This window comes from Pseudomonas sp. NPDC098747, from assembly GCF_044760045.1.
Classification (GTDB): Bacteria; Pseudomonadota; Gammaproteobacteria; order Pseudomonadales; family Pseudomonadaceae; genus Aquipseudomonas.
Genome location: NZ_JBIWAL010000001.1, coordinates 37,364 through 57,810, shown reverse-complemented (window position 1 = coordinate 57,810; position 20,447 = coordinate 37,364). Strand labels below are relative to the sequence as shown.

Here is a 20,447-nt window from a genome sequence, read left to right as displayed (position 1 = left end):
GGCGACCTTCGGGTCGCCCTTTTGATCTGCCGTTATTAAAGCGCCGCCAACCCCCCTTGATAAAGCACCGGCCCAGTCGGCTGCCCAGTCGACGAACCACCCTTAGGCTCCAGACTCACCGCCAACGCAATCGGCTTGCCGATCAACACCTTCTGCGCGTCATTCAACTCAACCTTGCCTTTGCCACCCGCAGGGATCACACCCAGCGAGATCGGCTTGCCATCCGCTGGAATCGCCCACAACTCCAAGCTGCGATCAGGCCCTACCGCGGCCAATGTCAGCGGCTCGATCTGCAGATAATCCTCGTGCGCTTCGACCTTCAACGCCGGTTGCGCGTCGGCGCTCAGCAGGGTTGCTTCGTAGCGGGCGTCGTCGCGGTTGTACAGCGAGCCGAGGAACACCAAGGCGACCAGTGAACACGCTGCGGCGGTGGCGCGCAGCCAGTTCCAGAACGGACGCTTCTCGGGCAGGTGCAGGGTTTGCGGTTCGACCCGCGTGGTGATGCCGTGCCACACGCGCTCCGGCAAAGGATGCTCGGGCAACCCGTCGGTCAGACTGGCGAGGCTTTCCTGCCAGTTCGCCAGTTCCGCACGCAGGGCCGCGTCATCCAGCAATAGTTGTTCAAAGCGCCGGCGTGCGGGCGCAGACATCAAGCCGATCGCGTAATCGGCGGCGAGGGCGCGGCGCAGGGCGGGGGTCTGGTAGTTCATGATTCAAGACACCGGCGCAGGCGTTCCATGCCACGGCGAATCCATGATTTGACCGAGCCCAGCGGCGCGGACAAATGATCGGCCAGTTCCGAGCAAGACAAGCCCTGAAAGTACGCCACGGAGATCGACTGGCGTTGCATGCCTTCGAGGGTGTCCAGGCAGCGGTTCAGCGCGCGAGCTTCGCGATCGCTGTTCAACTGGTCGTGGGCCGAGGGGCTTTCGTCCGCCAAGGCGTCCTGTTCCAGGTCGGTCAGCGGCCGGTCGCGGTGTTTGCGCAACTGGTCGATGGCTTGATTGCGGGTGATGTTGATCATCCAGGTCATCGGCGCCGACAAATGCGCTTCATAGCGCGAGGCGTTGTTCCAGATGCGCACAAAGCTTTCCTGGACGACTTCTTCGGCCAGGTCCGCGCGGCCCATGAAGCGCAGCGCGACTCCATGCAGGCGCGGGCCGACGCTGCGGTACAGCGTTTCGAAGGCACGGCGGTCACCCAGTGAACACTGGGCCAGCAACTGCCTGAGCTGATCGGTATCGGCGATGCTAATGACAAATCTCCAGGCCATGGCAGTACGACGGCCCTGATCGCGGGTTGTTCACAGGCTAGTCCAGCACCAGCGGTCGTGCCATTCATCGCGTGCACTCTCGTCTTTCACGATTTATATACGCACGCGCGTTAAATATGGATGCACTGCTTCGGAACATGCCGGTGGACTTCGGGTCAAAAAGGCAGTTTTCACCGCCCGCGAAGGGTGGTTCTCATGCCACAAGAGGATGTCTGAATGAAGATTGCACGCGGTTTTGCCTTGGCCTCATTGATGGCGCTGGCGGCAGGCCCCGCGCTTGCCGGTTTCAGCCTCAACGATGTAGCAGGGGCGGTTTCGGGCATGCAGGGCGGTGACAAGGCTGCCGCAGCGGCGCCGACCTCGGAAACCGCCGGTCTGTTGAGCGCGCTTAGCGCATTGGATGTCACGCCGCAGCAAGCCGTCGGCGGCACCAGTGCGATGCTGGGCCTGGCGAAAAATCAGATGAGCAGCACTGACTATTCGCAGTTGGCCAAGGAAGTGCCGGGCATCGACAAGCTCTCGGGCGGGGCCGGTAATCTTGCGGCGTTGAGCGGTTTGCTCGGCTCGTCGGGCAAGTCGGCGGGGCTGGAAAATGCGCTGGGCAACGTCAAGGACACCAATGACCTGAACAGTGCGTTCAGTGCGTTGGGCATGGACACCGGCATGATCGGTCAGTTTGCCCCGGTGATCCTGCAATATCTGGGTCAGCAGGGCGTCGGCGGTTCGCTGTTGAGCAGCCTGGGCAGCATCTGGGGCACCGGCACCGGTAGCTGAATCAGAAACGCTCGCCCCGTAACTCGGTGATGCGCTGATCCTTGAGCGTCCAGAGCTGGTTGACCCAGTTCTGGACCTTCTCGCGAAACACCGGATCATTTGCGTAATCGCCCTGCCAAAGCGCGGGGTCCAGCTCGCGAGTCTGGATGTCGATGATCACTCGCGGTACGCCGCCGCTGATCAAGTCCCAGAATCCCGGGATTTTCTGCTGTGGATAAACCACGGTGACGTCGAGAATCGCATCCAGCTGTTCACCCAGTGCCGCTAATACAAACGCCACACCACCCGCCTTGGGCTTGAGTAAATGCTTGAACGGTGACTGTTGCTGAGCGCTTTTGTCTGCGGTGTAGCGGGTGCCCTCCAGATAATTCACCACCGTCACTGGCTGACGCTTGAACAGCTCGCAGGCGGCTTTGGTGATTTCCAGATCCTGGCCGGCCAGCTCGGGGTTCTTCGCCAGAAACGCCTTGGTGTAGCGCTTCATGAACGGGTAATCCAGAGCCCACCAGGCCAGGCCCAGGAACGGCACCCAGATCAGTTCCTTCTTGAGGAAGAACTTGAAGAACGGCGTGCGTCGGTTGAGGGCCTGGATCAGTGCCGGAATATCGACCCACGACTGATGGTTGCTGACCACCAGATACGAGGTGTCGCCGCGCAGATCTTCGCCGCCGCGAATGTCCCAGTGAGTCGGGATGCACAGGCGGAAAATCAGCTTGTCGATTTCCGCCCAGGTTTCAGCGATCCACATCACCGCTGCCGACGCATAATCGCGCCAGCGGCCGGGCGCAACCAATTTGAGCAGGGCAAACACCAGCAACGGCCCGATCAGGATCAGGGTGTTGAGCAACAGCAGAAGGGTGACGAAACAGCCGGTGAGCAGGCGGCGCATAAGCAACTCTATGAAGACGGATGTGCTCGCCATGATAAGCAGCTTAGGGCGACAGGCCAAATCTGCGCTGACGAATGTTTCACTTTTGTAGCGCTATGCTGGAGCCAATTATTGTGTTGGCAGTGCTGGCCTCATCGCTGGCAAGTCGAATCGTCGCACCGCAGCTCCCACAGGGATCTTCCGTGAATGTAAATTTTGTACACACCAGGGAAACCTGTGGGAGCTGGCTTGCCAGCGATGCGATTTCAGGGCGAACGAATTGCCCGAAGGCTGTCTAAAATCCCACGTTCACCGCCCTCATTTCCCAAGGAAGCCCCTTACGTGAAATCCCTCCTTGCACTGTTTGCCCTCGTCGCTCTGCCGGTCATAGCCGCCGAGCCGACCCTGTACGGGCGCTACGAATACATCGCGCTGCCGGAAATCGGTGGTGAAGTGCTCAAGGCCAAGATGGACACCGGCGCGCTGACTGCCTCGCTGTCGGCCAAAGACATCGAGACCTTCACCCGTGACGGCGAGAACTGGGTGCGTTTCCGCCTCGCCACCAAGGACGCCAGCAACAAAGTCTACGAACACAAGGTCGCGCGCATCAGCAAGATCAAAAGCCGTTCAGATGAGGACGACGAAGAGCGTGACGGCGCCGACCCTGCCAAGCGCCCGGTGGTCGATCTGGAACTGTGCCTGGGTAACGTCAAGCGTACCGTCGAGGTCAACCTGACTGACCGCAGCAAATTCAACTATCCGCTGCTGATCGGTGCCAAGGCCTTGCGTGAGTTTGACGCGGCAGTAAATCCGGCGCGTCGTTACACGGCTGATAAGCCTGACTGCTAAGTGGTCTCATTGACGTAGCAGCACGCTTGGGGCACCGTTCGCGCACTCAACCACGGGCTCGGATGCCATGCCTCATATCCTGATTGTCGAAGACGAAGCGGCGATTGCCGACACGCTGATTTTTGCCTTGCAGGGCGAGGGGTTCACCACCACGTGGGTGAGCCTCGGTGAGGCAGCGCTTGCGCATCAACGGCAGACGCCGGCCGATCTGATCATCCTCGACATCGGCCTGCCGGACATTAGCGGCTTTGAGACGTGCAAACAGCTGCGACGCTTCAGCGAAGTGCCGGTGCTGTTCCTCAGTGCCCGCGATGCCGAAATCGACCGCGTGGTGGGGCTGGAGATCGGCGCCGACGACTACGTGGTCAAGCCGTTCAGCCCGCGGGAAGTCGCGGCGCGGGTGAGGGCAATCCTCAAGCGTATGGCACCGCGCCCGGTCATCGAAGCCACTTCGGCACTGTTTCGCATAGATCCCGAGCGCGTACAGATCAGCTATCGTGGGCAGATATTAAGCCTGACCCGCCACGAATTCCGCCTGCTGCAATGCCTGCTCGAACAACCGGAACGCGTGTTCAGTCGCGAGCAATTACTCGATGCGCTGGGCGTGGCGGCCGACGCCGGTTACGAGCGCAGCATCGACAGCCACATCAAAAGTGTGCGCGCCAAACTGCGCCTGATACGCGCTGAAGCCGAGCCGATCCAAACGCATCGCGGCCTCGGTTACAGCTACAGCCCGGGGCATAGCTGATGTCGTTGGGCCTGCGGATTTTTCTGGTGTATGTGCTGTTTGTCGGCCTGACCGGTTACTTCGTACTCAACACCGTGATGGAAGAAATCCGCCCCGGCGTGCGTCAGTCCACCGAAGAAACCCTGGTCGACACCGCCAACCTGATGGCTGAAATACTTCGCGACGATTTCAAGGCCGGCACTCTCAGTGAGAATCGCTGGCCGCAGTTGCTCCGTGCTTACGGCGAACGCCAGCCGCAAGCGACGATCTGGGGCTTGCCGAAGAACCAGGTCAACCACCGCATCTACGTCACCGACGCCAAGGGCATCGTTGTGCTGGACTCCAATGGCGTGGCGGTGGGGCAAGATTATTCGCGCTGGAACGACGTCTACCTGACTTTACGCGGTGAGTACGGTGCACGCTCCAGCCGCAGTGATGCGGATGACCCGAGTTCTTCGGTGATGCACGTCGGCGCGCCGATTCGTGACAACGGGCAGATCATCGGTGTGGTGACGGTGGCCAAACCCAACAGCTCATTGCAGCCGTATGTCGATCGCACCGAGCGTCGGTTGTTGTTCTACGGCGCCGGGTTGATCGGACTCGGTTTGTTGTTCGGCGCCTTGCTGTCATGGTGGCTGAGCCGCGCGCTGCATCGCTTGACCGGTTACGCGCAAGCCGTCAGCGAAGGGCGACGGGTGCAAGTACCGCATTATCGCGGCGGTGAGCTGGAGCAACTGGCTACAGCGGTCGAGCAGATGCGCACGCAACTGGAAGGCAAAGCCTACGTCGAGCGTTACGTGCACACGCTGACCCATGAGCTGAAAAGTCCACTGGCGGCGATTCGTGGCGCGGCGGAGTTGTTGCAAGGTGAAATGGCGCCGGCTCAGCGCCTGCGGTTTGTCAGCAACATCGACAGCGAAAGTGCGCGGATGCAGCAGTTGATCGAGCGCTTGCTGAATCTGGCGCAAGTGGAACAGCGTCAGGGTTTGGAAGAGCGTGTCGCCGTGCCGCTGGCGGTGTTGGTCGATGAGTTGTTGCAGGGGCAGGCTGCGCGGATTGAAGGCAAACAGTTGCGCGTTGAACAGGCGATTGCGGCGGATCTGTTGCTGATTGGCGAGCCGTTTCTGTTGCGTCAGGCGTTGGGCAATCTGCTGGAGAATGCGCTGGACTTCACCCCGCGCCAGGGGCTGCTGCGCTTCAGTGCCGAGCGGTTGGGGGAGCAGATTGAAGTCCGCTTGTTCAATGAAACAGCGCCGATTCCTGATTACGCCTTACCGCGTTTGACCGAACGTTTTTACTCGCTGCCGCGTCCGGACAGTGGGCGCAAGAGCACCGGGCTTGGGCTGAACTTCGTTGAAGAAGTGGTCAAGTTGCATGGCGGTTCGATGAGCATTCGCAATGTTGAGGGTGGTGTGGAAGTGAAACTGCGTCTGTCCTGAAACCGAGGCGCGATAGGGCCGCTAATGTCTCCACACAATCTCCATACTTCCCCCACATTCCCCCCACACAGCCCAACCAGACTCTGCCCATCAAAACAGGGAGAGTCCCATGAACAAGAATCTGACCATAAAATTCGGGGCCATTGGCCTGTTGATCCTGCTGTTGCTGGTGCCGTTGCTGATGATCGACGGCGTCATCGATGATCGCCAGCAACTGCGTGACGGTGTGCTCGAAGACATCGCCCGCAGCTCCAGTTACAGCCAACAACTGAGCGGGCCGGTGATGGTGGTGCCGTATCGCAAAGTGGTGCACAACTGGAAAATCAACGACAAAACCAATAAGCGTTACGACGAACCGGGCGAAGAGCGCGGGCGTTTGTACTTCCTGCCGGAACGCTTCGAACTCGATGGTCAGGTGCAAACCGAACTGCGCGCCCGGGGTATTTACGAGGCGCGGCTGTTCCACGCCGATAACCGCATCAACGGGCATTTCTCCCTGCCGGCGCAATTGGGCATCAAGGAAGACTTCGTCGACTACCAGTTCGATGCACCGTTTCTCGCGGTCGGCATCAGCGACATTCGCGGCATCGAAAACGCCTTGAAACTTGAACTCGACGGCCAGCGCCTGGACTTCGTGCCCGGTACGCAGGTCGGTTGGCTCGGCGAAGGCGTACGGGTGACGCTGCCGCTGCTCGACACCAGCAAAACCACGGAACTGGCGTTCGGCTTCGACCTGCGCCTGCAAGGCACCGGTTCCCTGCAAGTGCTGCCGGTGGGCAAGAGCAGCAGCGTAAGCCTCACCGCCAACTGGCCGCATCCGAGTTTTATCGGCAACTTCCTGCCGGCCAAACGCGAAATCAGTGACGCCGGTTTCAGCGCCGATTGGCAGACCACGTTCTTCTCCACCAACCTGCAGGACGCCATGAGCCGCTGTATCAGCAGCAAAGATTGTGACGCGTTCAATGGCCGCAGCTTTGGCGTGAGCTTCATCGACCCGGTGGATCAGTACCTGAAAAGCGACCGGGCGATCAAATATGCATTGCTGTTCATCGTGCTGACGTTCGCCGGTTTCTTCCTGTTCGAAGTGCTCAAGAGCCTGGCGGTGCACCCGGTGCAGTACGCGTTGGTGGGTGTGGCGCTGGCGTTCTTTTATCTGTTGTTGCTGTCGCTGTCGGAACACATCGGCTTTGGCCCGGCGTATCTGCTGTCGGCCAGCGGTTGTGTGTTGTTGATCGGGTTCTATGTCTGCCATGTGCTGCACAGCGTGCGTCACGGTCTGAGTTTTTCGGCGGGGTTGGCGGCGTTGTATGGCTTGCTCTATGGCTTGCTCAGTGCCGAGGATTACGCGCTGCTGATGGGCTCGCTGCTGCTGTTTGGCTTGCTGGGTGTGTTCATGGTGCTGACGCGTAAACTGGATTGGTACGGGATCGGGCAGAAACCCGCCAAACCGCTGGAGTTTGATGTGGAGGCGATGCAATGAGCCGGTCGCTGGGCTTGCGTGAGGATCAGCGGTGGAAGGATGAGTTGGTGACGCGGATTATCGGGTTTTTGCCTGTGGAACCGAGTGGGTACCATCGCTGGCAAGCCAGCTCCCACAGGAGCGGCGGTGTAGCAGATCTTTCTGTCACCCCCGGATCCCACAGGAGCGGTGGTGTAGCAGATCTTTCTGTCACCCCCGGATCCCGCAGGATCTGTGGTGTAACAGATTTCTTTGTCACATCCAGCTCCCATAGGTCCTGTGATGAAACAGATATCTCTGTTTCACCCAAATCCACTGTGGGAGCTGGCTTGCCAGCGATGAGGCCGGAACAGGCACCGCAGATTTAAGGCTTGGGCATGGTCGCGATCATGGACGGTCGCTGACTGACTTCAAAGAACCAGTTGGCCAGTTGCGGGTTGGCCTCGCGCCAGCCCAGATCCGGGAAGCGCAGGTCGAGATAACCCAGGGCACAGGCCACGCTGATCGCGGCGATGTCGAAGTGGCTGGTCAGCTCGGCGATGGCGTCGTTCTCCAGCAGATTCAGGGTGCGGCGGATTTTCTCGCGTTGCGCTTCGAGCCATTCGTCCCAGTGTTTCTCTGGCGCGCGTAGCACCAGCTCATAACGCACCATCACCGAAGCATCCATGATCCCGTCGGCCATCGAGGCCAGGGTCAGGCGCCGCCAGCGGGCCGAGCCTTCGCGGGGGATCAGCGGGTTGCCAACATGCTGGTGATCGAGGTATTCGAGGATGACGCGGCTGTCATGGATGACGTTGCCGTCGGCCAGGCGTAGGGCCGGGATTTTTCCCAATGGGTTGTCAGCGTTGAGTGCCGCGTCCGGGCTGACCGGGCTGAGGACACAGTCCTGCAACGCAACGCGATCCTGCTGACCGGTCTCGTGCAGCAACACCATCACTTTGCGTACGAACGGGGAGAGCGTGTTGTGGAACAGGGTCATGCTGGGAGCGGACATTGGCAAACCTCGGTGGTCGTCGAAGAACAGGAGGTCAGACTAGTCAGAACCCGCATGGCTGGCGAGGGATTTGATGGTGCACTGGAGATCGCCATCGCTGGCAAGCCAGCTCCCACAGGTTTTATGGTCAACACACATTCCGGGGTCACTGGAGATCGCCATGGGAGCCAGCTCTAACAGGTTTTGTGGTCAACACACACATACATTCCGGGTTCACTGGAGATCACTGTGGGAGCTGGCTTGCCAGCGATGAGGTCATCCCCGGCAACATAAAAATCACCCGCGCCGCAGCAATCCCTTCATCGCCAAAAAGGCCGGAACACCCAGCCCTACCCAGCTCAACGCATCCCAGATGCCATCCCCCAACAACGCCGCAAATAATCCCGCCGCACTCAGCAGCGCAATCACCAGCGGCGTGCTGAACACCTTCCAGAAATTCGACTGACGCGGCTTCATGCAGAGGCCTCCGCCGTTTCCAGCACAGGCTTGGCCGCCCTGCGTCGCACTATCCAAAGGTACACGCCACTGCCGAGCACGATGATTGTCAGCACATCGAGCGCTGCCCAGAGGATTTTCATCGGCATGCCGCCGTAGTCGCCAAAGTGCAGCGGCTGCGACATGCCCATGGCGTCCATGTACCACGGGCGTTCGGCCACGGCGGTGACTTTCAGGGTGGTGGCGTCGATCAGCACAGGCGTCAGCAGGTGCGACGTCAAATGCGTGCCGCCCTTCATGAACACCGAATAATGGTGCTCACTGGAAAAGCGTGTGCCGGGGAAGGCAATAAAATCCGGCTTCATGCCGGGGGCGACTTCGCTGGCGATGTCGATCAAGCGGGTGGCCGGCGCCAGGTGCGTCAGTGGCGGTGCATCGCGATAAGGAGCGATCAGTGCGGTCAGTGCATCGTTGCGCCAGGCCGCGATGAGCAGATCGGCGCAGGCGCTGATCACGCCGGTTACGCCCACCACCAGAGCCCACGTCAGGGTGACGACGCCGATCAGGTTATGCAGGTCGAGCCAGCGCAGGCGCGTGGATTTATCCTGGCGCACGGTGCCGAATTTCAACCGGCGCATGAACGGCAGGTACAACACCGTCCCCGAAACAATCGCGACTACGAACAGCAAACCCATGAACGCCAGCAGCAGTTTGCCCGGCAGCCCGGCGAACATGTCGACGTGCAGGCGCAGGATAAAAAGCATCAAACCGCCGTTGGCCGAAGGGGTCTCCAGCGCTTCGCCGGTGCGCGCATCGAGCATGAAGGTGTGCGAGGAGTTCGGCTCGGTGCCGGCGGTTTTCGCCATGATCGTCAGCACGGCGTTCGGCTCATCGTCTTCGAAACCGAAGTACTGCACGACGTCGTCAGGGCGATGTTTTTCGGCGGCTTGCACCAGTTGCGCCAGATTCAGGTGCGGCGTGTCGGCCGGCATCTCGCGCATCTCGGGCGCATCGCCCAGCGCGTGTTCGATCTCGTGATGGAAGATCAACGGCAAACCGGTCAGGGCCAGCATCAGCAAAAACACGGTGCAGATCAGGCTGGTCCAGGTGTGGATGAACGACCAGCGGCGGATTGTTTTGCTTTTCATTTCATGACCTTCAAAAACACCAAAGCCGTCCACAGGAGACGGATCTTTGTCGTCTGACAGGCCGTCTTCGCGAGCAAGCTCGCTCCCACAGAGTCATGCGCCATTTTTGAAAAGGCGCAAATCCTGTGGGAGCGAGCTTGCTCGCGAAGAGGCCCTTGCAGAGGGTAAAGGGCCTGTTTCAGCTCAGTCGCTTACCACTTGTAAGTGGCGCTGGCGACGACACTGCGCGTGTCGCCGTAGTAGCAGTAGAAGCTGTCGCAGGTGGAAATGTATTCCTTGTCGAACAGGTTGGTCGCGTTGAGTGCCAGCGATGCACCTTTGAGGCTGTTGTCCAAGCGGCCGAGGTCGTAATGCACGCTCGCGTCGAACACGGTGTAAGCATCCGCCTTGCCCAGCCAGGTGTTGGCTTTGTCACCGTAGGTGTTGCCGGTATAACGCACGCCGGCACCCACGCCGAAACCATCAAGCACACCGGTGTGCCAGGTGTAGTCGGTCCACAACGAAGCCTGCTGGTTCGGCATCAGTTGCAGGCGATTGCCTTTATCGGCGCCTTTCTGCACTTCGGACTTGGCCAGGGTGTAGGCGGCGATGACTTTCAGGTTCTCGGTGACGTCGGAAACCGCCTCCAGCTCCAGGCCTTTGACTTTCACTTCGCCGGTCTGGCTGGTGATCGATACGCCGTCGACGAAGGTGTTGACCGCGACGTTTTTCTGGGTGAGGTCATATATAGCGGCGCTCAGCAGGGTTTTGCTGCCCGGCGGCTGGTACTTGATCCCCAGTTCCCATTGCTTGCCTTCGGTTGGCTTGAGCGAACCGGTGGACGTTGCGTCGGCGCCAGTGGTCGGCTGGAAGGATTCGGCGTACGACAGGTACGGCACGAAGCCCGAGTCGAATACATAGCTGAGCGCCGCATTGCCGCTGAACGCCTTGTCGCGCTGGGTGTTGGTGGCGTCGCCCTTGTTGATGAACTGAGTGCTGGTGTGCACCCAGTCTTCACGGCCGCCGAGGGTCAGGCGCCATTGATCGAGGGCCATTTGATCCTGCACGTACAGACCAGTCTGGTAGGTCTTCTGGTTGTAGTCGTAGAACGCAGTGGAGCGCGCCGGACGCACGATTGGCTGGCCGTAGATCGGGTTGTTGACGTTGATACTCGGCGCGGTGCCGAAGATCGACGTGTAATTAGTGTTGCTGCGCTGATGATCCAGACCGAGCAGCAGGGTATGGCGGATATCGCCAGTGGTGAAGTCGGCCTGGAAGTTGTTGTCCACGGCGAACTGGCTGATGTCCTCATCGACGTTGGTGGTACCGCGACCAACGTTGCCTTGATCGTCAACCGTGTAACCGGCGAATTGCGTGTTGTAGCTGTTGACGGTCACGGTCTGGAACGACAGATCCGACTTGGTGTAGCGCAGGTTCTGCTTGAACTGCCACACGTCGTTGAGGCGATGTTCAAAGGCATAGCCAAGTGCGTAGTAGGTACGGTCGTAGAAATCGTAGTCAGGATCGCCGAGGTTCTTGTGGTGGGAAATCTTGCCGAACGGCATGTCGATCTTGGTGCCCTGGATCGGGTAGAACTGACTGGTGACGCCGGTATCGTCTCGGGTGAACTGGCTCAACAGGGTGAGCCTGGTGTCTTCGTCGATGTTCCACGTCAGGCTCGGCGCAATGTTGTAGCGCTTGTCATCGATGTGGTCGATCTGTGTCCCGCCATCACGCACCACGCCGCTGATGCCATACAGAAATTGACCGGCCTCGTCGATCTTGCCAGTGCTGGCGAAGTTGATCTGGCGATGATTGTCGCTGCCGTACTGCAACTGAACATCGCTGCTGGCGACATCGCTTGGGCGACGGCTGACCATGTCCAGCAAACCGCCCGGAGGGGTCTGGCCGTAGACGGACGAAGCCGGGCCGCGCAGCAGGGCGAGGCGGTCGAGGTTCCAGGTTTCCTGTTTCGGGTTGGCGTATACGCCTTTTGGCAGCGGCAGGCCATCGAGGAACTGGGTCGGTTCGAAGCCGCGCACGCGCAGCCAGTCGGCGCGGGTGTCGCTGCCGTAGCTGCTGGCGGTGATGCCCGGCATGTAGCGCACGGCATCATCGAGGCTGTGCACGCCACGGTCTTCCATTTGCTGGCGGGTGGCGATCGAGATCGAACGTGGCGCTTCGGCCAGCGCGGTGTCGGTTTTGCTGCCGGCGGCGGTGCGGGTGGCGGTGTAGCCTTCAACCGGGCTCCAGGCTGTTTCCAGGTTTTCCACACCGATGACCGATGTTTCCGGCAGCGCCATCACGCCTTCCGGTACGGCCACCAATGTGTACGTGCCGGTGCTGCTTTGTTCCAGTTGCAGGCCGGTGCCACGCAGGGCCACACGCAAAGCGCCGGCGGCGTCGTACTGGCCGCTCACGGGCGCCGAGGTCTTGCCCGCCGCCAGCGCCGGGTTCAGCGACAGCGCGAGGCCGCCCTGGCTGGCGATCTGGTTCAGTGTGGTCGACAGCGGCGCGGCCGGCAGGTTGTACGCGCGAACGCTGGACGCTTGTTCAGCGGCGAGCAACGGGCTGCTGATCAGCGGCGCGCTGAGCGCGATGGCGACTGCCAACAGACTGGGGCGCAACAAGGTGTCTAGCGAACGGGACATACGGCGGCTCCTGAATGAAAATATTTCTCAATTGCCTGTGTGCCGGATGAAAATCAAAAAGTGATAGGGCTGGATGAAAATAATTTCGATTTACTTGAAGTGGGGCTGCTGATGCTTGGGGCAACCCTTGTTTTTTTAAGCAGCTGGCGGCCTCATCGCTGGCAAGCCAGCTCCCACAGTTTCCATTGCTGTACTCAGTATTAACGTTTACCGCAGAATCCTGTGGGAGCTGGCTTGCCAGCGATGGCGGCCGCTCAGGCACCGCATCAATCAGGCTTTGGCTCAGCCTTCGCGACGGTGACCCAATACGGCGTGTGCTGCTCAATCTGCACCGGCAGGGTCGGCAGCAGCGCACTCAGGGCTTTATCAGTGTCATGCAATGGGAAGCTGCCGGTAATGCGCAAATCGGCCACTTCCGGTGCCACACCCAAATGCCCGCGGCGATAGCGACCCAGTTCATGCACCAGATCGCTCAGTCGCGCGTTGTCGACCACCAGCATCCCGCGCGTCCAGGCATCCGCGCCGGGATTGAGGGCGACAATCGAGTCTAGCCCGTCACTGCGCAGCAGCACTTGCTGGCCCTCGCGCAGGATTTGTTCTTCAGGATTCGACTGTGTGTGTGCTGCCACGGCCGACTGCAGCACGCTAAGGCGCGTGCCTTGTTCCTCGCGCTTGACCAGAAACCGTGTACCGAGCGCGCGCATGCTGCCCTCACGGGTCTCGACAATAAAAGGTCGCGTGTCGCCGTGAGCGGTTTCGATGAGGATTTCGCCTTCCTGCAAAACAATCAGGCGCTGCTTGTCATCGAAACGCACGTCCACCGCGCTGTGGGTATTTAGGTTGAGCAAAGTGCCGTCGGCCAACCGCACAGTGCGCTGTTCGCCGGTGGCGGTACGCTGGTCGGCCAGCCAGTAATCCAGCGGCAGATAGCGTTCACCGGCAAACAAGGCCAGACCCACCACCGCGACAACGCTGGCCACACCACTCCCCAATTTGCGTACGCGGCGGCGAATGCTTTCGCGCGACTGCAGCAACGCACTGCGGGCCGGCCCTTTGGCGACGCTGAAGCGCTGATCGAGCATGCCCAACTGGCGCCAGGCGCGGGCATGTTCTTCATGGGCCGCATGCCACTTGGCGAATTCTTCACGCTCCAGCGGACTGCTGGAATCGAGAGTCAGTTGCCAGGCAATCGCCGCGTCCAGCACATGCGCTGGAACTGGTCTGGAACTGGCCGGGCTCATATCGGCTCACCGTACAGCGCGATGTAGCACTGACGAATGCCTTGCGCGAGATACTGGCGCACGCGCGGTACCGATACGCCGAGCTTCTGGGCGATCTCGGCATGGCCGAAGCCATCGAGGCGGTTATAAAGGAAAGCGGCGCGGGCCTTGGTCGACAATTTGCCGAGCAGGCGGTCGATGGCCTTGAGGTCTTCGAGGATCAGTTGCTGTTCTTCGACCGACGGATGCTCGCCTTCGGGGATCAGCATCAGTTCGGTGAGGTAGGCCTGTTCGAGCGCCGCGCGGCGGAAGTAGTCGAACAGCAGCCCTTTGGCGATTGCTACCAGAAAGGCCCGGGGCTCGCGCGGTGTCAGCAGTTCATCGCGGCCGAGCAAACGCACGAAAGTGTCCTGGCTCAGGTCGTCGGCCCTCTGCGGACACGCCACATTGCGCCGCAGCCACGCCAGCAGCCAACCGCGATGGTCGCGATACATCGCACCGACGAGCTCACTGTGAGGGCTTGGGACTGACGACACCGGACATCACCGATTGGGAAATATTAACTAACGCGAATTGTTCGCGATTGTGGCAGAGGTGGGAATGGTTAGCAATTGGCCACTGGTCGGGTTGGCGGTCAACGGCAACGGCGGCCCTCACCCTAGCCCTCTCCCAGAGGTAGAGGGAACTGATTGGGGGATGCTTCAGAAATACGCCGACCTGAACGGGCTGTGCCGAATCCATGATCGGCCCAGATCTGATGCCGTGGCTAATCCATAATCGCCGCGTACTTTCAGGTCAATGGATAGCTCAAGACACCTCGGTCGGCCCCCTCTCCCTCGGGGAGAGGGCTGGGCGGGCGGCGTTCCGATGAGGGGCTTTTGATTTTGAAGAAGGTCTAGAAAGAAGGCGCCTGCTGCCGGCGCTTCCACTGGCTCAAGCGCTGCTGCAAGTTCAGCGGACTATGAATCTGCTGCACCCGCGCCCGACTGAAAAGTATCAACGCCAGTTCCGCCGTCGCCAGCGCATCAGCACTCGCGTTATGTCGCTCAAACACCTCAAGCTTGAACCAGTCGATCCATTCATCCAGCCCGGCCTCGCGAATGTTCGCCTGTGGGCACACCAGCGGCGCAATGTCGGCGACATCCAGAAACACATGCTGCAGTTTGTGCCCCAGATGTTCCTTCAGCGCCCGCCCGAGCATGTGCTGATCGAACGGTGCATGAAACGCCAACACCGGGCTGTCACCGACAAACTCCATGAACTCCACCAGCGTCTCGGCGGGGTCGCTGCCGGCGGCAATCGCATTCGGCCCCAGGCCATGAATCAACACGCTGGGGCCGAGTTTCACCTGCGGGCATTGCAGCGTGCGTTCGAACTGCTGGCTGAAGTCGATGGCACCGTCCTCGATCACCACGGCGCCAATCGACAACAGCCGATCCTTGTTCAGGTTCAGCCCGCTGGTTTCCAGGTCGAGCACCACCCAGCGTTGTTCGCGCAGGCTGCAATCGCCCAGCTCATGGATCGCCGGCAGCTTCGCCAGACGTTGTTGTAGATCCGCCGGTACTACCGGGCCGGCCGGACGCAGCCACGAAAACAGGCTCATAACTGATACCGTAACGTCAGGCTGCTTTGCAGGCGTTGGGCCTGACGCAGGGATTCACGCAGGATGCGCCGGTCCAGATGGTTGAGGCTGTCGGGATCGACCCGGTTGGAATACGGCAGGTTCTCCCGGCTCTGGATCTGATGCTGCTGCATGCGCGTTTGCTGAATGAAGTGATAAGCCTCTTCATAGGCCGCGCCGTCGAGTCGCTCGATGATTTCCTTCTCCACCAACTGACGGAAGCGTTCCAACGTATTGTTGGTATCGATGCCGTTGGCCAGCGCCAGCAATCGGGCGCCATCCACGAACGGCGTCAAGCCCTGGACTTTCAGATCGAGGGTGGCTTTTTCGCCGTTCTTGCGCGCCAGTACAAACTCGCGGAAGCGCCCCACTGGCGGGCGATTGCGCAGGGCGTTGTCGGCCATCATGCGCTGGAACAAACGGTTGTCGCCGACCTGGTCGAGAATCCCCCGGCGCAATTGCGCGCAGCCCTGTTCATCGCCCCATACCACGCGCAGATCGAAATAGATGCTCGACCCCAGCAGGTTCTCTGGCGTCGCCTCACGAATAAACGAAGCAAAACGCCGTGCCCATTCCGCCCGGGACAGGCACAGTTCGGGGTTGCCGGCCATGATGTTGCCCTTGCACAGCGTGAAGCCGCACAGCGCCAGGCTCTGGTTGATCTGCTGGGCAATCGGCAGCAGCTTGCCGCGAATCTCCGCTGCATGCGCCGCATCGCGTGCGTCAAACAGAATGCCGTTGTCCTGATCGGTGTGCAGCGTTTGCTCGCGCCGGCCTTCACTGCCGAAACACAGCCAACTGAACGGCACGCCGGGATCACCTCGTTCCGCGAGGGTCAGTTCGATCACCCGGCACACGGTGTGATCGTTGAGCAGGGTGATGATGTGCGTGATCTGCGTCGAGGACGCACCGTGAGCCAGCATGCGCTCGACCAATTGGCCGATTTCGCCGCGCAGGGTCACCAGTTGTTCGACGCGTTGAGCGCTGCGGATGGTCCGGGCCAGATGCACCAAATCCACCCGTTGCAGGGAAAACAGATCGCGTTCGGACACCACGCCACACAGGCGCTGATCCTTGACCAGACAGACGTGGGCGATGTGCCGTTCGGTCATGGCAATCGCGGCATCGAAGGCGCTGTGATCCGGTGAAAGATAGAACGGCGCTCGGGTCATGTGGCGCTCGATGGCTTCGCTGAAATCGCCGACGCCTTCGGCCACCACGTGGCGCAGATCGCGCAGAGTGAAAATGCCCAGCGGCGCCTTCTGCTCATCCACCGCGACGATGCTGCCGACCTGTTGCTCGTGCATCAACTTCACCGCTTCACGCAGTGGTGTTTCGGGGCTGCATGTCACCGGATGGCGCATCGCCAACTCGCCGAGGCGGGTGTTCAGCGAGTACTGGGTGCCGAGATTTTCCACGGCTTTCTGCTGGACTTGCTGATTGACCTGATCAAGCAGGCTGCTGACCCCGCGCAAGGCGAAGTCGCGAAAGGTGTTGGAGAGGGCGAACAGTTTGATGAATGCCTGTTTGTTCAGTTGCAGGCAGAAAGTATCTTCACCGGCCAGATGCTCGGTGCGCGTTGCCCGCTCACCCAGCAACGCAGCCAATGGAAAGCATTCGCCAGTGGTGATTTCAAACGTGGTCTCAGTGCCGCCCTTGGCCGTGTGCGGACGTTCGCCGACCACGCGGCCCTGTTTGACGATGTAGAAATGGTCCACCGGGCCGTCGGCGGGTTTGATGATGCTCTCGCCCTGACCGTAGAAGCGCAACTGGCACTGCTCCACCAGGTAGGCGAGGTGGGCGTGTTCCATCTGATTGAAGGGCGGGAAGCGCTGGAGGAATTGCAGAGTGCCCTGAATGTTCTGCAACACCGCGGTTTTCCCTGCCTGGGTGAAGGCGTCCGCTTTACTCATAACCATTACCGCAGTCTTTTTCGAATTGTTGTTGTCGGATCGTTGCAGCCATGGTCGACCCCTGCGGCCGGGGTGCCCATTGGACGTAAGTCTAGGTTGGCGATGCCGTTGGGCGTATTTGGGAAGTGACCTACAAATTCAGTCGGAAATTCGCACGCTCAGCTATTGGAAATAAATCCGACGAAGTGCACATTGAAGTTCTGCTTAGCGATGTCTGACGACTGTGCCAGGTGATTGATTTGGAAACGTAGAGAACGCCATGTCCGACCACGATATTTTGAGCGACGCCGAGCGTGAAGCGCTCAGCGCTGTCATGCTCGAACCCGACCTGCCGCCGCAGCGCGTACTGATCGTCGATGACGACAAGGACGCCCGCGAGCTGCTCGCGGAGATTCTGGCGTTGGACGGCATTCGCTGCATGACCGCCGCCAGTGGCGAAACTGCACTGAAAATGCTGGATGAGAAACCTTCGATCGGGCTGGTCATCACTGACTTGCGCATGGGCAATATCGACGGGCTGGATCTGATTCGTCAGGTGCGCGAATCGGTGAGGGCGGCGATGCCGATCATCATTGTGTCGGGTGATGCTGATGTGAAGGACGCGATCGCGGCGATGCATTTGAGTGTTGTGGACTTTCTGCTCAAGCCGATTGATACGGGCAAGTTGCTGGGGTTGGTGAAGCATGAATTGGGGATTGAGCCCTAGAAGCCCCTCACCCTAGCCCTCTCCCGGGGGGAGAGGGGACTGACCGCGGTGAATGTTCGAGGTACACCGACCTGAAAGTTTTCGGTCGAGCTCCGGTTTGAACAGCATGAAGATTGGCTCCCTTCCCCCTCGCCCCCTTGGGGGCGGTCCGACGTTTCGGGAGGACTGGGGTGAGGGGGTAGGATCCCAGCCACACCACAAATGCCAAACCGAACCCAAAAAAAAGCCCTGATCTTTCGATCAGGGCTTTTTCATGTCCGGCATCTACGCAAAATTACAGGCCGTTGGCAGCCTTGAACTCGCGACGACGACGGTGCAGGACCGGCTCGGTATAACCGTTCGGCTGTTTGGTGCCTTTAATCACCAGTTCGACCGCCGCCTGGAAGGCGATGTTGCTGTCGAAGTTCGGTGCCAGCGGACGGTATAGCGAGTCGTTGGCGTTCTGACGATCAACCACCGGCGCCATGCGCTTGAGGCTTTCCATCACTTGCGCTTCGGTGACGATACCGTGGCGCAGCCAGTTGGCGATGTGCTGGCTGGAGATACGCAGCGTTGCACGGTCTTCCATCAGGCCGACGTCATTGATGTCCGGCACTTTCGAGCAACCAACACCCTGGTCGATCCAGCGCACCACGTAGCCGAGAATACCCTGGGAGTTGTTGTCCAGTTCGTTCTTGATCTGCTCTGGCGTCCAGTTCGGGTTGACCGCCAGCGGGATGGTCAGGATGTCGTCCACCGAGGCGCGAGCGCGTTTGGCCAACTCGGCCTGACGGGCGAACACGTCGACCTTGTGGTAGTGCAGCGCGTGCAGCGCGGCGGCGGTCGGCGATGGCACCCAAGCGGTGTTGGCGCCGGCCATCGGGTGAGCGATTTTCTGTTCGAGCATCGCCGCCATCAGGTCGGGCATTGCCCACATGCCTTTACCGATTTGTGCACGACCTTGCAGGCCAGTGCTCAGACCGATATCGACGTTCCAGTTTTCGTAGGCGCCGATCCATTTTTCCGCCTTCATATCCGCCTTGCGCACAACCGGGCCGGCTTCCATGGAGGTGTGGATTTCGTCGCCGGTGCGGTCGAGGAAACCGGTGTTGATGAATACCACGCGCTCGCTGGCCGCCTTGATGCAGGCCTTGAGGTTGACCGTGGTACGGCGCTCCTCGTCCATGATCCCGACTTTCAGGGTGTTGCGTTTCAAGCCGAGCACGTCTTCGATACGACCGAACAGCTCGTTGGTGAACGCCGCTTCTTCCGGGCCGTGCATCTTCGGTTTAACGATGTAGACGGAGCCAGTGCGAGTGTTCTTGCGCGAGGTGTTGCCGTTGAGGTTGTGCATTGCCGCGAGGCAAGTGATCAGACCGTCGAGGATGCCTTCCGGCACTTCGTTGCCGTCTTTGTCGAGGATCGCGTTGATGGTCATCAGGTGACCGACGTTGCGCACGAACAACAGCGAGCGGCCATGCAGGGTTACTTCACCGCCATCGACCGTGGTGTAGCTGCGGTCCGGGTTCATAGTGCGAGTGAAAGTCTGGCCGCCCTTGGCGACTTCTTCCGACAGATCGCCCTTCATCAGGCCGAGCCAGTTGCGGTAGATCACCACTTTGTCGTCGGCATCGACGGCAGCCACGGAGTCTTCGCAGTCCATGATGGTGGTCAGCGCCGCTTCCATCAGCACGTCTTTGACGCCGGCAGCGTCAGTCTGGCCTACCGGGGTGCTGGCATCGATCTGGATTTCGAAATGCAGACCGTTGTTTTTCAGCAGGATCGCGATCGGGGCATTGGAATCGCCCTGGAAGCCGATCAGTTGAGCGTCGTCGCGCAGGCCGCTGTTGCTGCCGCCCTTGAGGGTGACCACGAGTTTGCCGTCAGCGATCTTGTAGCCGGTCGAATCGACATGAGAGCCGGCAGCCAGTGGCGCGGCTTCGTCGAGGAACGCACGGGCGAAGGCGATGACTTTGTCGCCACGCACCTTGTTGTAGCCTTTGCCTTTTTCCGCGCCACCGTCTTCGCTGATCGCGTCGGTGCCGTAGAGGGCGTCGTACAGCGAACCCCAGCGGGCGTTCGAGGCGTTGAGGGCAAAGCGCGCATTCATCACCGGCACAACCAGTTGCGGGCCGGCGGTACGGGCGATTTCGTCATCGACGTTTTGCGTCGTTGCCTGGAAATCAGCCGCTTCTGGCAGCAGATAACCGATTTCTTGCAGGAAGGCTTTATAGGCCACGGCGTCGTGCGCCTGGCCCGCGTGTTCCTGATGCCAGGCATCAATGCGAGCCTGGAAGTCATCGCGTTTGGCGAGTAGGGCTTTGTTCTTCGGTGCCAGGTCGTGAATGACCTTGTCGGCACCTTCCCAGAATTTGTCGGCGGTGAGGCCGGTACCGGGAATGGCTTCGTTGT

17 protein-coding genes and 1 pseudogene are annotated in these 20,447 nt (G+C 60.2%); 6 read left to right on the top strand and 12 right to left on the bottom strand.

The features are described 5' to 3' along the window. Positions 1–35: 35 nt before the first annotated feature. Complete coding sequence (locus ACIQVE_RS00260; protein ID WP_402803407.1) at positions 36–710, bottom strand: anti-sigma factor domain-containing protein; 675 nt, start codon at positions 708–710, stop codon at positions 36–38. Continuing rightward, positions 707–1,341: pseudogene (locus tag ACIQVE_RS00255) on the bottom strand (sigma-70 family RNA polymerase sigma factor). Before ACIQVE_RS00255 ends, ACIQVE_RS00260 begins: the two are co-directional and overlap by 4 nt. 148 nt (positions 1,342–1,489) lie before the next feature. Here ACIQVE_RS00255 and ACIQVE_RS00250 point away from each other — a divergent pair. Further along, positions 1,490–2,047 carry a DUF2780 domain-containing protein gene (locus ACIQVE_RS00250; RefSeq protein ID WP_402803405.1) on the top strand — a complete coding sequence of 186 codons (558 nt, stop codon included), beginning with the start codon at positions 1,490–1,492 and terminating at the stop codon, positions 2,045–2,047. 1 nt (position 2,048) lies between these two features. Here ACIQVE_RS00250 and ACIQVE_RS00245 read toward each other — a convergent pair whose 3' ends face one another. After that, positions 2,049–2,936, bottom strand: coding sequence for an acyltransferase (locus ACIQVE_RS00245; RefSeq protein ID WP_402803403.1), 888 nt, complete (start codon positions 2,934–2,936; stop codon positions 2,049–2,051). Between the two features lie 321 nt (positions 2,937–3,257). On the opposite strand from ACIQVE_RS00245, the gene ACIQVE_RS00240 reads away from it, so the two are divergent. The 4 genes from ACIQVE_RS00240 (at position 3,258) to creD (ending at position 7,410) form a co-directional block, all read left to right on the top strand. Further along, positions 3,258–3,764, top strand: coding sequence for an ATP-dependent zinc protease (locus ACIQVE_RS00240; RefSeq protein ID WP_402803401.1), 507 nt, complete (start codon positions 3,258–3,260; stop codon positions 3,762–3,764). 67 nt (positions 3,765–3,831) lie between these two features. Then, positions 3,832–4,512, top strand: a complete 681-nt coding sequence (gene creB / locus ACIQVE_RS00235) for a two-component system response regulator CreB (protein ID WP_402803399.1) — start codon at positions 3,832–3,834, stop codon at positions 4,510–4,512. Then, positions 4,512–5,930: a two-component system sensor histidine kinase CreC gene (gene creC, locus ACIQVE_RS00230; RefSeq protein ID WP_402803397.1), complete on the top strand. Its 1,419-nt coding sequence runs from the start codon at positions 4,512–4,514 to the stop codon at positions 5,928–5,930. The genes creB and creC overlap by 1 nt, the downstream gene beginning before the upstream one ends. Positions 5,931–6,039: 109 nt before the next feature. Continuing rightward, positions 6,040–7,410: a cell envelope integrity protein CreD gene (gene creD / locus ACIQVE_RS00225; protein ID WP_402803395.1), complete on the top strand. Its 1,371-nt coding sequence runs from the start codon at positions 6,040–6,042 to the stop codon at positions 7,408–7,410. 343 nt (positions 7,411–7,753) lie between these two features. Here the strand turns inward: creD and ACIQVE_RS00220 are convergent, their stop codons facing one another. From ACIQVE_RS00220 to ACIQVE_RS00185, 8 genes are all read right to left on the bottom strand, one after another. Further along, a complete protein-coding gene (locus ACIQVE_RS00220) occupies positions 7,754–8,383 on the bottom strand; it encodes a glutathione S-transferase (protein ID WP_402803393.1) in 630 nt (209 codons plus the stop codon). A 276-nt stretch (positions 8,384–8,659) separates the two neighbouring features. Further along, positions 8,660–8,839: a hypothetical protein gene (locus ACIQVE_RS00215; RefSeq protein WP_402803391.1), complete on the bottom strand. Its 180-nt coding sequence runs from the start codon at positions 8,837–8,839 to the stop codon at positions 8,660–8,662. Further along, on the bottom strand, positions 8,836–9,966 hold the full coding sequence (locus ACIQVE_RS00210; protein WP_402803389.1) for a PepSY-associated TM helix domain-containing protein: 1,131 nt from the start codon (positions 9,964–9,966) through the stop codon (positions 8,836–8,838). Before ACIQVE_RS00210 ends, ACIQVE_RS00215 begins: the two co-directional genes overlap by 4 nt. Positions 9,967–10,157: 191 nt before the next feature. After that, positions 10,158–12,596, bottom strand: a complete 2,439-nt coding sequence (locus ACIQVE_RS00205) for a TonB-dependent siderophore receptor (protein ID WP_402803387.1) — start codon at positions 12,594–12,596, stop codon at positions 10,158–10,160. Positions 12,597–12,862: 266 nt separating this feature from the next. Continuing rightward, on the bottom strand, positions 12,863–13,837 hold the full coding sequence (locus ACIQVE_RS00200) for a FecR domain-containing protein (RefSeq protein WP_402803385.1): 975 nt from the start codon (positions 13,835–13,837) through the stop codon (positions 12,863–12,865). Beyond that, positions 13,834–14,352, bottom strand: coding sequence for an RNA polymerase sigma factor (locus ACIQVE_RS00195; RefSeq protein WP_402803383.1), 519 nt, complete (start codon positions 14,350–14,352; stop codon positions 13,834–13,836). Before ACIQVE_RS00195 ends, ACIQVE_RS00200 begins: the two co-directional genes overlap by 4 nt. 359 nt (positions 14,353–14,711) lie before the next feature. Further along, positions 14,712–15,419 (bottom strand): PolC-type DNA polymerase III, encoded by a 708-nt coding sequence (locus tag ACIQVE_RS00190; protein WP_402803381.1) that lies wholly within the window; start codon positions 15,417–15,419, stop codon positions 14,712–14,714. Then, entirely contained in the window at positions 15,416–17,356 is a 1,941-nt protein-coding gene (locus ACIQVE_RS00185) for a putative nucleotidyltransferase substrate binding domain-containing protein (RefSeq protein ID WP_402803379.1), read from the bottom strand. Before ACIQVE_RS00185 ends, ACIQVE_RS00190 begins: the two co-directional genes overlap by 4 nt. Before the next feature lie 253 nt (positions 17,357–17,609). On the opposite strand from ACIQVE_RS00185, the gene ACIQVE_RS00180 reads away from it, so the two are divergent. Continuing rightward, on the top strand, positions 17,610–18,056 hold the full coding sequence (locus ACIQVE_RS00180; RefSeq protein ID WP_402803377.1) for a response regulator: 447 nt from the start codon (positions 17,610–17,612) through the stop codon (positions 18,054–18,056). A 274-nt stretch (positions 18,057–18,330) separates the two neighbouring features. Here ACIQVE_RS00180 and ACIQVE_RS00175 read toward each other — a convergent pair. Continuing rightward, positions 18,331–20,447 (bottom strand): malate synthase G (locus ACIQVE_RS00175; RefSeq protein WP_402803375.1); only part of this gene is annotated, 2,117 nt, incomplete at its 5' end.